The 13,025-nt window shown below is 72.6% G+C and carries 12 protein-coding genes; 8 read left to right on the forward strand and 4 right to left on the reverse strand.

Annotated elements, in window-relative coordinates; all coding sequences use genetic code 11:
* The first annotated feature begins 38 nt into the window (after positions 1–38).
* Together EL266_RS06200 and EL266_RS06205 are read left to right on the forward strand one after the other, a co-directional pair.
* Complete coding sequence (locus EL266_RS06200; protein ID WP_034514858.1) at positions 39–878, forward strand: general stress protein; 840 nt, start codon at positions 39–41, stop codon at positions 876–878.
* Positions 879–880: 2 nt separating this feature from the next.
* Positions 881–1,732 carry a sugar phosphate isomerase/epimerase family protein gene (locus tag EL266_RS06205; protein ID WP_026426897.1) on the forward strand — a complete coding sequence of 284 codons (852 nt, stop codon included), beginning with the start codon at positions 881–883 and terminating at the stop codon, positions 1,730–1,732.
* Positions 1,733–1,787: 55 nt separating this feature from the next.
* Here EL266_RS06205 and EL266_RS06210 read toward each other — a convergent pair whose 3' ends face one another.
* From EL266_RS06210 to EL266_RS06220, 3 genes are all read right to left on the reverse strand, one after another.
* The gene (locus EL266_RS06210; RefSeq protein WP_026426898.1) at positions 1,788–2,723 is read right to left on the reverse strand and encodes a cation diffusion facilitator family transporter; all 936 of its coding nucleotides are present in this window, start codon (positions 2,721–2,723) and stop codon (positions 1,788–1,790) included.
* Positions 2,724–2,814: 91 nt separating this feature from the next.
* Positions 2,815–4,380, reverse strand: coding sequence for an aminopeptidase P family protein (locus EL266_RS06215; protein ID WP_026426899.1), 1,566 nt, complete (start codon positions 4,378–4,380; stop codon positions 2,815–2,817).
* A 160-nt stretch (positions 4,381–4,540) separates the two neighbouring features.
* The gene (locus EL266_RS06220; RefSeq protein ID WP_026426900.1) at positions 4,541–5,617 is read right to left on the reverse strand and encodes a Gfo/Idh/MocA family protein; all 1,077 of its coding nucleotides are present in this window, start codon (positions 5,615–5,617) and stop codon (positions 4,541–4,543) included.
* Between the two features lie 96 nt (positions 5,618–5,713).
* On the opposite strand from EL266_RS06220, the gene EL266_RS06225 reads away from it, so the two are divergent.
* Complete coding sequence (locus EL266_RS06225; RefSeq protein ID WP_026426901.1) at positions 5,714–6,559, forward strand: PHP domain-containing protein; 846 nt, start codon at positions 5,714–5,716, stop codon at positions 6,557–6,559.
* A 122-nt stretch (positions 6,560–6,681) separates the two neighbouring features.
* Entirely contained in the window at positions 6,682–7,311 is a 630-nt protein-coding gene (locus tag EL266_RS06230) for a MarC family protein (protein WP_026426902.1), read from the forward strand.
* 42 nt (positions 7,312–7,353) lie between these two features.
* Here EL266_RS06230 and EL266_RS06235 read toward each other — a convergent pair whose 3' ends face one another.
* Positions 7,354–9,009 carry a DEAD/DEAH box helicase gene (locus EL266_RS06235; RefSeq protein ID WP_026426903.1) on the reverse strand — a complete coding sequence of 552 codons (1,656 nt, stop codon included), beginning with the start codon at positions 9,007–9,009 and terminating at the stop codon, positions 7,354–7,356.
* Positions 9,010–9,406: 397 nt separating this feature from the next.
* Here EL266_RS06235 and EL266_RS06240 point away from each other — a divergent pair, with 397 nt between their 5' ends.
* Genes EL266_RS06240 through EL266_RS06255 form a run of 4 tightly spaced genes read left to right on the forward strand, consistent with a single transcriptional unit; the run spans position 9,407 to position 12,975 of the window.
* Positions 9,407–10,057: a ferritin-like fold-containing protein gene (locus tag EL266_RS06240; RefSeq protein WP_026426905.1), complete on the forward strand. Its 651-nt coding sequence runs from the start codon at positions 9,407–9,409 to the stop codon at positions 10,055–10,057.
* A gap of 50 nt (positions 10,058–10,107) precedes the next feature.
* Positions 10,108–10,602, forward strand: coding sequence for a hypothetical protein (locus EL266_RS06245; RefSeq protein ID WP_051281125.1), 495 nt, complete (start codon positions 10,108–10,110; stop codon positions 10,600–10,602).
* Between the two features lie 52 nt (positions 10,603–10,654).
* Positions 10,655–12,109 carry a purine-cytosine permease family protein gene (locus EL266_RS06250; RefSeq protein WP_026426906.1) on the forward strand — a complete coding sequence of 485 codons (1,455 nt, stop codon included), beginning with the start codon at positions 10,655–10,657 and terminating at the stop codon, positions 12,107–12,109.
* Positions 12,106–12,975 (forward strand): purine-nucleoside phosphorylase, encoded by an 870-nt coding sequence (locus EL266_RS06255; RefSeq protein ID WP_026426907.1) that lies wholly within the window; start codon positions 12,106–12,108, stop codon positions 12,973–12,975. Before EL266_RS06250 ends, EL266_RS06255 begins: the two co-directional genes overlap by 4 nt.
* Positions 12,976–13,025 lie beyond the last annotated feature (50 nt).

Raw genomic sequence — 13,025 nt, forward strand, 5'->3', positions numbered from 1 at the left:
TGGTTCCCGCGCGCGCCTGCGCGTGCGACGATTCCCCCATGACCGCCAATCTGACGCCGAGCCCCGCACTGGGATCCTCCCGCCATGTCACCATGCCGCGCGGCGAGGAGATCGCCTCCTTCGCGACCTACGCCGAGGCCCAGCACGCCGTGGACGCGCTGTCCGATGAGGGCTTTCCGGTCCAGTACCTCACCATCGTCGGCACCGATCTGCGTCAGGTCGAGCGGATCACCGGGCGCATGAGCTGGGGTCGGGCGGTGGCCTCGGGGGCGGGATCCGGCCTGTGGATCGGGATCTTCTTCGCGGCCATGATGGCCATGTTCGGCCAGTCGGCCCCCACGAGCGTTCCCCTGGTGGCCTGCGTCCTGCTGGGCGTGCTGTGGGGCATCATCTTCCAGGTGGTGGGCTACGCCCTGACCCGGGGGCGGCGCGACTTCACCTCCATCAGCCAGGTCATCGCCTCGCGCTACTCCATCATCGCCTCCCAGGACGCCCGCGAGGGAGCCCTGGCCCTGGCCCGGGTGCCCGGGAACCTCACCCGGGGCGGGGAGTCCGCCCGACGCGCCGAGGAGCGGCGCCGAGCCCGTCAGGCGTCCTCGGATGGCCCCACGGCCTTCGGCTCGCGCCCCGATGAGCAGCCCCGCTTCGGCGTGCGCGTCACCCCGGTGGCGGATCCCTCCGGCTACGGCCAGGTGGTGGCCGAGGCCGGTGACGGCCAGGACGTCGCGCCCCTGCCGGAGTCCCCGCAGGCCGAGCATCCCCAGGGCCCTGACACCCCTGAGACGCAGCCCGCCCGGGTGCCCGAGGACTACGACCCCTTCCTGCGGCCCCGCCCCGATGACTCCGGCTCGGGGGCCAAGGCTCGGGACGAGGACTGATCATGGCGATCCCCGTGGGCCTGTCCGCCGGCTCCGTCTACCCCGGAGGGGTGGCCGACGCCTTCGCCATGGCGCAGTCCCTGGGCTATGACGGCGTGGAGGTCATGGTCTGGGGCGAGAAGGCCTCCCAGGACGCGGTCCGCCTGGCCGCCCTGTCCCAGGAGCACGATCAGCCCGTCCTGGCGGTCCACGCCCCCACCCTCCTGGTGACGCGGGGGGTCTTCGGCTCCGACCCCTGGGACAAGATCGACCGCACGATCGAGCTCGCCCACTACCTGGGGGCGCCCACCGTGGTCCTCCACCCGCCCTTCTTCTGGCAGACCCGCTACGCGCGCTCCTTCGTGGCCGGGGTGGCCCGGCGCGAGGCCACCACCGGGGTGCACCTGGCGGTGGAGAACATGTTCACCTGGCGGCCGCGCTCAGCCCATTCCACCCGCGACTTCCAGGCCTACTCGCCCACATGGGACCCGGTGGGCCAGGGCTACCACTCGGTGACCCTGGACATCTCGCATGCCGCCACCTCGGGCTCGGACGCCCTGGCCATGGCGCGATCCCTGGGCCCCACCCTGCGCCACCTGCACCTGACCGACGGCGTGCCCGGCCCTCTGGACGACCACCTCCTTCCCGGCCAGGGCAACCAGGACTGCGCCGGGGTCCTGGCTCATCTGGCCTCCACCGGCTTCGAGGAGGGCGGCGGCCAGGTCGTCGTGGAGGTGACCACCCGCTCCATGAACCCGGAGCAGCGGCGCGAGGGCCTGGCCAGCGCGCTGGCCTTCGCCCGCCAGCACCTGGAGGGCGCGGAGCCGGCCCATATCCCCGAGCCCACCCGCAGGCGCTATCGCCGCGACCGCTGACCCGGCGCTGCGGGAGGCGGCGGGCACCACGGGGGGCGCCGCCATGGTGCCCCGCTCAGCAGTACTGGGCCTCATGGGCCAGGTGGGAGACCGGCTCGAGCTGGAAGGTGGCGTGCTCGATGCGCACCGGGAAGTGCTCGGCCACGCACTCCTGGAGGCGGTCCAGGATCTCTTCGGTGCAGCCCTCGGTCAGGCACTCGTCCCTGACCACCACATGGGCGGTGAGCACCGGCATGCCGGAGGCCACGGTCCAGGCGTGCAGGTCATGGAGGGCCTCGACATGCTCGACCTCGAGAATATGGCGCCGCACCTCGGCCAGGTCCAGGTCCTCGGGCGTGAAGTCCATGAGCACCCGCATGGCCGCGCGCAGCAGGGCGGCGGCGCGCGGGACGATGAGCGCGGTGATGACCAGGGAGGCCACGGCGTCGGCCCGGTGCCACCCGGTGAGGGCCACGGTCAGGGCGGCCAGGATCACGCCCACTGACCCAAGGGCGTCACTGGCCACCTCCAGGAAGGCCGCCCGCATGTTCAGGCTCGCCCCGCGCCCGCCGGCCAGAACCACCAGGGCGATCGCATTGGCGGCCAGGCCGATGGCACCCATGATGAGCATCCCATGAGCCTCGATGGGGGAGGGCCAGATGAGGGCGCGCACCGCCTGGACCGCCACCACTGCGCCGACCACCGTCAGCATCCCGGCCTGGAGGGCCGCGCCGATGACCTCGGCGCGGCGCAGCCCCCAGGTGGAGCGGTCGGTGGCCGGGCGCGCGGCCAGGCCGGCGGCCACCAGCGCCATGATCAGGCCGGCGGAATCGGTGAGCATGTGCCCGGCGTCGGCCAGGAGGGCCAGGGAGCCGGTGAGCAGGGCGGTGATGACCTCGGCGATGAGAACCGTCGAGGTCAGGGCCAGCGCGATGGCCAGGCGCGGTCGTGACGATCCCGTGGCGTGATCGTGGCTGTGGTGGTGCTCCGAGGAGTCCTGCGGCGGCGTCATGCCCCCATCATATCGAATTTTCTTTATGAGTCGAGGGGTGAGTCTCCTCTCGCGCCGCCGGGCCGCGGCTCGGGAGCGGCTCGGGAGGGGGTCAGGAGATGAGTCCGCCCACCCAGGCCTCGACCTCCTCGACCGTGCGGGGGATCTGCGCCGTCAGGGACTCCACCGAGCCGTCCTCGCGCACGACGACGTCATCCTCGATGCGCACGCCGATCCCGCGCAGCTCAGCGGGCACCAGCAGGTCGTCGGCCCGGAAGTACAGGCCCGGCTCGATGGTGAAGACCATGCCCGGCTCCAGCAGGGCATCCATCGCCATCTCCCGGCGGGCCTGGGCGCAGTCGTGGACATCGAGGCCCAGGTGGTGACTGGTGCCGTGAACCATCCAGCGCCGGTGGTACTGGCCCTCCGGCTCCAGGGAGTCCGCGGCACTGACCCCCTCGGGCAGCAGGCCCCACTCCTCCAGGCGCGCGGCGATGACCTCCATGGCGGCGGCATGGACATCGGTGAAGCGGCAGCCGGGCTCATTGGCGCGGGCGAAGGCGGCGTCGGCAGCGTCCAGGACCGCCTGGTAGACGCGGCGCTGGACCTCGGTGAAGCGGCCATCGACCGGGATCGTGCGGGTGACATCGGCGGTGTAGAGGGAGTCGACCTCCACCCCGGCATCGACCAGCACCAGCTGGCCGGGCCGGACCGGGCCGTCGTTGGCGATCCAGTGCAGGGTGTTGGCATGGTCGCCGGCTGCCGCGATCGTGTCGTAGCCCAGCCCATTGCCCTCCTGGCGGGCCACGGCGGCGAAGGCCCCCTCCAGGACTCGCTCGCCGCGATGATGCTCCGTGGCGCGGGGGATGGAGCGGATGAGGTCATCGAATCCGGCGCGGGTGGCGTCCACGGCGGCCTGGAGCTGGTCGATCTCCCAGGCGTCCTTGCGCAGGCGCAGCTCGCTGGCGGCCTCGGCCAGGCGGTCATCGAGCTCCTCGGCCTCCTGGCCGGTGGCCAGGCCCGCGGCCTGGCGGGTCGAGGTCACCAGCGCGGTCACGGCCTCATCCGCCTGGGCGATCACCCGCAGCTGGACGGCTCCCGGCCCGGCATCCTTGGCCAGGGCATCGGGCAGGGAGTCGATGTGGGCGCAGCGGATGGTCGTGGCGGCCTCGACCTCCTCGATGGAGGGGCGCACCCCCACCCACAGCTCCCCGTAGCGGGCGTTGGCGTAGAACTCCTCGGAGCTGCGCGAGGCGCGGGGCCGGAAGTACAGGACCGCCTCATGGGTGGGCCCCTGCCCGAGCTCCTGGCCGGGGACCGTCAGCGGCTCCAGGACGAGCACGGCGTCGGGCTCGAAGTCCTGGCCGGTGCCGGCCAGGTGGGCGAAGGCGCTGTGCGGGCGGAAGCGGTAGTCGCAGTCATTGTTGCGCACCTTGAGAGGGCCGGCGGGAAGGACCAGGCGCTCGGAGGGGAAGAGCGCGCCCAAGGCCTGGCGGCGCTGGGCCGCCCAGGGCGCCGCCGGGCTGGCCTTGGGCAGGGCATCGGGGCGCGGTCCCCATCCTGAGGCGATGAAGTCGCGGAAGGCCCGGCTGGAGGGACGGTGGGAGCGGTTGGATCCCCGCTCGGAGATGGGCTGGTCCTGGCTGGGCGCTGCATCATTGCTGGGCGTGCGTGTCATGGCAGCATCCTTCCACCAGCGGGCCGCCGGTGCCACGACCCGCAGGAGGTGCGCAGGACCGGCCGGATCGCTCCGGATCGCTCCGGATCACCGCGCCGGGTCGCGGCCCCGGATCGCAGGGGGCGCGGCACCGCGCTGACGGCGCTCGCGCCCCTGCCGATCACCGCTCCGGATCGGAGGGGAAGCGCACCCCGGTCTGGGCGCGGGCCTGGGACAGGACGTCGACGGCCGCCTCTGAGGCGTAGAGCGGGTGGAGCCCGGACTCGTGCGCCCCGGAGCGCACCAGGCGGCACACCTCCGCCAGCTCGTAGCGCAGCTGGGCTCCGCGGCGCCGCACCGACAGGTTCTCGGTGCGCTGGTCACCCGAGCCGGACTCGTGCAGCTCGATGCGCCTGGGCCACTGGCAGTCGTCGAAGACCAGGGCGGAGTGATCCGAGGCGATCATGGAGTCCACCCCTCCCTGCGAGGTCTTGGAGTGAAGGCAGACCACCTGCAGCCCGGAGTGCTCGCCGTGCTCATAGTCCAGGACCACCGTCCCGTGGGAGTCCACGCCGGAGTCCAGGAGCTGGCCGGAGGCGGTGACGCGATCGGGCCGGCCGAACAGGTGGATGGCCAGGTTCACCGGGTAGATGCCCAGGTCCATCAGCGAGCCCCCGCCCATGGCCGGGTCGAAGGTCGCCGGCAGCGAGCCCTCCCGGTATGCGCTCATGCGCGAGGAGAACTGCTCCTTGACCAGGACCGCGCGATGGATGCGGCCCAGGCGGGGCAGGGCCTCGCGCAGGCGGGCCACACCGGGCTCGAAGGCCGAGAGCCAGGCCTCCATGAGGAAGCGGTTGGCCAGGCGGGCGGTCTCCACCATGGCCCGGGCCTCCATGAGGTTGAGGGCGAAGGGCTTCTCCACCAGCACATGGAATCCCGCCTGGAGGGCGGCGATGGCCTGCTCGCCGTGAAAGGCATTGGGGGAGGCGATGTAGACCACGTCGATGGGGTCATCGCTGTGAGGGCCGTGGGCGGAGAGCAGATCCTCGACACTGGTGTGGGCGTGGGCGACGTCGTGCTGCTCGGCGAATGCCCGGGCGCGCTCGGGGCGCGCCGAGGTGACGGCCACGATCTGGGCGGCGGACTCCTGGGCGACCGCATCGGCGAACCACTGGGCGATGAAGCCCGAGCCGATGATGCCGAAGCGCACGGGTTGAGGGTCTGGGCGTGGGGCGGGAGGAGTGGAGCTGGGAAACATGCGAGCAGTCTTGCACCGAACCGGGCCCCGCTGGGGGCTCATCGTCCCAGTTCGCCGGGAGCACGAGGCGGTCATGGGCCCGCCTAGACTGGGCCGGTGCGCATCGACCCCCACACCCACTCGGCCTGCTCGGACGGCACCGACACCCCGGCCCAGCTCATGGCCGCGGCCGCGGTGGCGGGCCTGGACGTGATCGGCCTGACCGATCACGACACCACGGCAGGGTGGGATGAGGCCGCGGCAGCGGTGGCCGGCACCGGGGTCGCCCTGCTGCGGGGCACCGAGATCTCCTGCTCCTCCAACGGCGTGACCCTCCATCTGCTGGCCTACCTCCACCGCCCGGATGACCCGGGCCTGACCGCGGCCTTCGAGCGGGCGCGGGCCTCGCGCGAGACCCGCGCCCGCCAGATGGTCGAGCGCCTGAGCGCCGACTACCCCATCAGCTGGACGGACCTGGTGGAGCAGACCCGAGGGACGGTGACCATCGGCCGGCCCCATATCGCCGATGCCCTGGTGGCGGCCGGATGCTTCCCGGATCGCTCCGCCGTCTTCGCCGGCCCCCTGGCGACGGCATCGCCCTACTACGTGCGCCACTGGGCCCTGGACCCGGTTAAGGCCTGCGCCCTGGTGCGCGCCGCCGGGGGAGTGCCCGTGGCCGCCCACCCCCGGGCGGGCCGGCGCCAGCGCAGGCTCGTGCCCGACGAGGTCTTCGCGCAGATGGCCGACGCCGGGCTGGCGGCCCTGGAGGTCGATCACCGCGATCACGACGAGGCCCAGCGCCAGGAGGCCCGCAGCCTCGCCCGCCGTCTGGGGCTGGGGGAGTCCGGAGCCTCGGACTACCACGGCGGCGGCAAGCCCAACGCGCTGGGGGAGAACCTCATGGCGCCCGCCCTGCTGGAGCGGATCGTCTCCGAGGGCGCCCTGGGCCTGGTCGAGCCCTGAGCCGGTCCTCCCGTCAGGGCCTGCGAGCACGACATCCGACATGGTCGGCGCTACCCTCGTGCTCGTTCTCGCCGTCGGCGCGCCGCCGCGCCGCGGCCGTGTCCACACCCACCGGAAGGCCCATGCTCCAGTCAGTCTTCGACCCCACGCTCTTCGCCACCTCCTTCATGACCCTGCTGGTCATCCAGGATCCCCTGGGAGCCGTGCCGATCTTCCTGTCCTTGACGGGCCGTCAGAGCCCGACCGAGCGGGCGGCCTCCGCCCGGCAGGCCACCTGGGTGTCCTTCTGGGTCATCCTGGCCTTCGCGGTGTTCGGGCGCTACATCCTGAAGTTCCTGGGGATCTCGGTGCCGGCGCTCCAGGTGGCCGGCGGCCTCCTGCTCCTGCTGGTGGCGCTGGAGCTCCTGACCGGCAAGGCCGATGAGAGCCCCGACCCCGACTCGGTGACCGCCAACGCGGCCCTGGTGCCCCTGGGCACGCCCCTGCTGGCCGGGCCCGGGGCCATCGTGGCCGCCATGGTGGCGGTGGAGACGGCGGGCGCGGCTGCGGCCGGATGGGTCTCGGTGACCGCGGCGATCATCGGCACCCACCTCGTGGTCTGGCTCACCCTGCGCTTCTCCCTGGGCCTCAACCGCTTCATGGGGGAGTCGGGGATCCGCATCCTGACCAGGATCTTCGGGCTCCTGCTGGCCGCGATCGCCGTGCAGATCATGGCCGATGGCGTGTTCGCCTTCCTGGACGCCTGGATCTGAGGCGGGCCGGCCCCCGATGGGGCCGGCCCGCGGATGCGATGCCTACTGCTCCTGCGGGGGTGTGATGGGCCGCCCGCCACGGGTGCGCTTGCGCGTGCGGGTGCGCGTGCGGCGCGGCTTGTCCTGACCCGCCTCACCGGTCCCGCCGGCGCTGCCGGGATCCTGGCGGCCCGCCCTCCCGCGGCCGGAGCGAGAGCCACGCGATGAGCGCCCGCCGCGCCCGCGGCCGCGCTCGCCCCGATCGGCCCGGCGCGAGCGCCCCGTCTCGCCCAGGTCCTCGATCTCCTCGGCGTCCAGGCCCGCCAGCACCCTCATCTCCTTGGGGAGCCTGCCGGTGACGCCCTCGGGGATGGAGAGGTCGGCGAAGAGGTGGGCGGAGGTGTGGTAGGTCTCCACCGGCTCCTCGATGGGCAGGCCCAGGGCCTTGGCGATGATCCTCCAGCGCGGGACATCATCCCAGTCCACGAAGGTCACCGCGGTCCCGGAGTTGCCCGCCCGCCCGGTGCGCCCGATGCGGTGGACGTAGATCTTCTCGTCCTCGGGGCACTGGTAGTTGATGACATGGGTGACGTCGTCGACGTCGATGCCCCGGGCGGCGACATCCGTGGACACCAGCACATCGACCTTGTTGTTGCGGAAGGCCCGCAAAGCCTGCTCGCGGGCGCCCTGGCCCAGGTCGCCGTGCAGGGAGGCGGTGGCGAAGCCGCGCGCGGCCAGGTCCTCGGCGACGCGGGCGGCGGTGCGCTTGGTGCGCGCGAAGATGATGGTGCGCCCCCGTCCCTCGGCCTGCAGGATGCGGGAGACCACCTCGACCTTGTTCAGCGCATGGGTGCGGTAGACGACCTGCTGGACCGACTTGACGGTCATGCCCTCGTCCCCGGGGTCCTGGGCGCGGATATGGGTGGGCTTGGTCATGTAGCGCCGGGCCAGGGTGACCACGGCCCCGGGCATGGTGGCGCTGAAGAGCATGGTGTGGCGGTCGGGGCGGGTGCGGGACAGGATCTTCTCCACATCGGGCAGGAAGCCCAGGTCCAGCATCTCATCGGCCTCATCGAGGACCACGGTGGTGACATGCTCCAGGTTGAGGACCCGGCGATCCATGAGGTCGATGATGCGCCCCGGGGTGCCCACGACGATCTCGGCGCCCCTCTCCAGGGCCTCGATCTGGGGCTCGTAGGCCCGTCCGCCGTAGACCTGGGTGATGCGCACGGTGCGCAGGGCGGCCGCGGTGGCCAGCTCCTCGGCCACCTGCTTGGCCAGCTCGCGGGTGGGCAGGACCACCAGGGCCTGGGGGGAGCCGGAGGCGGGGTCCTCGTCCCAGCCCTCCTCCCCGGGGCCCAGGGTGTCCATGAGCAGGGGGATCCCGAAGCCCAGGGTCTTGCCGGTCCCGGTCTTGGCCTGGCCGATGATGTCCTGGCCGGTCAGGGCCACCGGCAGGGTCAGGGCCTGGATGGGGAAGGGCGAGGTGATGCCCTTGGCCGCCAGGGCCTGGCAGATCTCCGGCTCGACGCCGAAGTCGGCGAAGCGCCGGGCGCCCAGCTCGGCCTGGCCGCCCTCATCGGTGATGTCGGGCGTGGCCTCCTCCAGGACGGGGGCGTGGGCCCCGGCGGTCTCGATGATCCCGGAGGCGGGCTGGGTGGCAGGCGCGTCCTGCTGAGCGGGCTCGACGTCGTCGTCCCTGCGATCCTCGTTAGTCACGAGCTTCCTTGTCTGGTTGTACTGGTCGGCGCGCGGGCGCTGGCGGGTGGCTCGTCGAGGTGAGGCGCCACCGGCGGCAGGCGCAGCGAGCCCGAGACTCTCGGGCGGGCCGACGCGATGCGATCAAAGGCAGCCGATCGTGGAATGGAGTCCCGTGCATGGCCGCCTTGGCGGCTCGCGGGACCGGGCTGCTGGACGACCGGGCAACCGTGGACGAGGCCAGATTAGCGGTCCGCGGGGTGATCCGCGTCCCCGACCGCCCTTTTCCCCGGCTGGGCGTGGCCGAAGTCACCGACGGGTCGGCAGAATCGATGGTGATCGACGACGGCCGTCCAACCGCGGATGATGGGCCCCGATGCTCCAGCGCGCGGTCGCGGCCGTGACTACGCTGACCCCCATGAGTGACACGCCCCAGCCCAGCGCCCCCATGCAGGTCGGCCCCCACGAGCTCAGCGTGGTCGGGGTGGTCGCCTACTCGCGCACCGCCGCCTGCGTGCGCTACGCCAAGGATGCGGACAAGGCCCCGTCGATGGAGGCGCGCCTGGCGCTGCTGCGCATGAGCGCCTGGGAGGTCGGCTGCTTCGAGCGCATCGTCGAGCACGCCTCGGCCGCGGGAGTGGACGTCTACGGCGCCGCCGAGCGCTTCGTCAGCGTCCTGGGCGACTTCGACGCGCGGCTGCGCCCCCTGGACTGGGCCGAGCGGCTGGTCAAGACCTACCTCGCCTTCGGCCTGCTCATCGACTTCGGCATGGCCCTGAGCGACTCCCTGCCCGAGCCCGTGCGCACCGCCCTCATCGACGAGCTCGCCGCCGATCCGATCGGCCGCTACGCCACCGCCGAGCTCGACGCCGCCATCGCCGGGGACACCCAGCTGGCGGCGCGCCTGGGCCTGTGGGCACGGCGCGTGGTGGGCGAGGAGATCAGCACCTTCCAGCGCCTGCTCTCCGAGTTCCCCGAGCTGCTGGGGGAGCGCAGCGCCAGCCAGTTCCACGAGGTCCTCTCCCAGGGCGCCGTCTCACGCATGCGGGGACTGGGGCTGCGGGTATGAGGCCGCAGGGCCGCGGCGCACGGACCGGTGCGGCGCCTCTGCCCGGGACCATGGTTGACTTCCTTCGCCACAGCGCCAAGCAGGCCGGGCTCCTGGGCGCGCAGGCGCGCGACGAGATCACCAGTGAGGAGGAGGTCGAGCGCCTGCTGACTGATCGGCGCCAGGCCGAGATCGTGGCCGCCCGCCAGGATGCCATCGCTGCGGCGCGCCGCCTGGCCAAATCGCTCTCCACCCGCCAGGTCGCCCAGATGCTCGGGCGCTCCGCCTCCGCTATCACACGTGCCACGGGGCGCAGGTACTACGCCTTCTCCGATGGTCGCAGTCTGCGCTATCCCACCTGGCAGTTCGAGGCCGGACTCCCCCTGCCCGGCCTGGCTGCGATCGTCCCCGCTCTGCGCCCACAGTTGACGCCCGCCTCCGTTGAGGCGCGCATGACCGCGGCAGACCCCGAGGATCTCGACGGTCTATCACCCCGGGACTGGCTATTGGCGGGCGGTGACCCCGCCGAGGCACTGCGCGTGCTGACCCAGGCGGACCATCGGTGAGGCCTATATCATCGTCCCGTTGCTGCACCGCTGTCGCATCGTGGAGGCGCTGATGAGCACCGAGGGCGTCACTGACATGTCCCTGCTGGAGAACGCAGGGCTCGACATCATCGCCGAATCCGATCGCAAGGGCCGGCCCCGCGACCTGTTCATGCCCTGGTTCGCGGCCAACATCTCCGTCCTGGGGCTGTCCTGGGGGGCATGGGTGCTGAGCTTCGGCCTGTCCTTCTGGCAGGCCGTCATCGCCGGAGCCGTGGGGGTGGTGGTGTCCTTCGGCCTGTGCGGCATCATCGCGATCCTGGGCAAGCGCGGCAGCGCCCCCACCCTGGCCCTGTCCAGGGCCGCCTTCGGCTACAACGGCAACCGGCTCTCGGCGGCCATCTCCTGGATCCTCACCGTGGGCTGGGAGACCGTCCTGTGCATCCTGGCCACGCTGGCCTCGGCCACTGTCCTTCGCGCCCTGGGCTGGCACAACGAGACCGGCGCCCAGATCGTGGGCTTCCTGGTGACCGTGGGCCTGGCCGCCAGCGCGGGGATCCTCGGTTTCGAGGCCATTATGCGGGTCCAGACCTGGATCACCTGGGCCACGGGGGCGCTGACGGTCATCTACCTCATCCTCGTGGCCCCGCAGATCGATATCGCCGCCCTGGCGGGGCTGCCCGCAGGCCCGCCGGCCGCCGTCATCGGGGCCCTGGTCATGGTGGCCACGGGATTCGGGCTGGGCTGGGTCAACGCGGCCGCCGACTACTCGCGCTACCTGCCCCGCTCGGCCTCCTCGGCCGGGGTCGTGGGATGGACAACCCTCGGCTCGGCCCTGCCCGTGGTGGTCCTCGTCTTCTTCGGCATCCTCCTGGTGGGCTCCGACGCCGAGCTGGGCCAGGCCATCAACGCCGACCCCATCGGCGCGCTGACCACGATCCTGCCCACCTGGTTCCTCGTTCCCTTCGCCGTCGTGGCGATCCTGGGACTGGCCGGGGGCATCATCATGGACCTGTACTCCTCGGGCCTGTCCCTGCTGGCCACGGGCCTGCCGCTGCGGCGCCACACCGCCACCGCCATCGACGCCACCATCATGGCCCTGGGCACCATCGCCGTGACCTTCGGCGCATCGGACTTCCTGGGGCCCTTCCAGGGCTTCCTGACCACCCTGGGCGTGGTCATCGCCGCCTGGGCGGGGATCATGATCGCCGAGGTCATCATGCGCCGGCGCGACTACGACGAGCAGGCCCTGTTCACCCCCGACGGCGTCTACGGCTCGATCAACTGGGAGGCCATCGCCCTGGTGGGGGCGGGCTCGGTGCTCGGATGGGGCCTGGTGGTCAACTCCGCGGCCTCCTGGCTGTCCTGGCAGGGCTACCTGCTGGGCCCCCTGGGCGGGCGCGAGGGGGACTGGGCCTACGCCAATCTCGGCGTGCTGGTCTCCCTGCTCACCGGCCTGTTGGGCCACCTGCTCCTAGGCCGACGGCGAGTGGCCGCCCAGGAGGCGGCGCAGGAGGCCGGCGCATGAGCGGGCCGTGGCCCGGCGGCCTTGGCGCCGAGCGCTTAGAGGCCCTGGCGGCGTCGAGCGGGCATGCGGGTCCCGGCCCGGCCCTCGAGGCCGCCCATCAGATCGCCCGCCGCACCGGGGTCGACCGCCACGACCTGCTCGTCGTCCTGGGATCGGGAGCCGAGGAGGCGCTCGCGGACTGGGGCGAGTCGGAGGCCCGCTTGCCGCTGTCGGACCTGCCGGGCGTGAGCGCCCCCGTGGCGCCGGGGCACCTCGATCTCCTGTCCTCCTACCGCAGGCCCACCGCCTCGGGAGGCCGGCGCGTCCTCGTGGCCCACGGCCGCACCCATCTCTACGAGGGGCGCGGCCCGGCCCCGGTGGTGGCCCTGGCGCGGGCCGCCGCGGCGGCGGGTGTGCGGGCCGCGGTGCTCATCAACGCGGGTGGCTGCCTGCGCGAGTGGGGGATCGGCGAGGTCATGGTCATCACCGACCACCTCAATCTCACCGGTGCCTCGCCCTTCGACGGCACGGTCTTCATTGATGTGCGCACCGTGTGGGACGCGGGGCTGGCCCGGGTCCTGCGGGGCGCGGCCCAGCGTGAGGGCGTGTACGCGGCCCTGCGCGGCCCCGAGTACCAGACGATGGCGGAGGCGCGCCTGCTCGCCGGCCTGGGCGCTGACTGCGTGGGCATGTCCACCGTCCTGGAGGCCATCGCCCTGCACCAGCTCGGTGTGGCGGTGTCCGGCCTGAGCGTCGTGTCCGACCTGTCCTTCGCCGTGGAGCCGACCGATCCGCAGGAGGTCCTGCGCCTGGCGGCCGGTGCTCGCCCCACCCTGGTCCGCTCCATCGAGGCGGTCCTGGAGGAGATCGGCCCCGCGGGGCATTAAAGGGCGCTGGCAGTCACTGAGCGGCGCTGGGAGGCGCCCAGGGCCCAGCA

This window comes from Actinomyces slackii, from assembly GCF_900637295.1.
GTDB classification, from domain to species: Bacteria; Actinomycetota; Actinomycetes; order Actinomycetales; family Actinomycetaceae; genus Actinomyces; species Actinomyces slackii.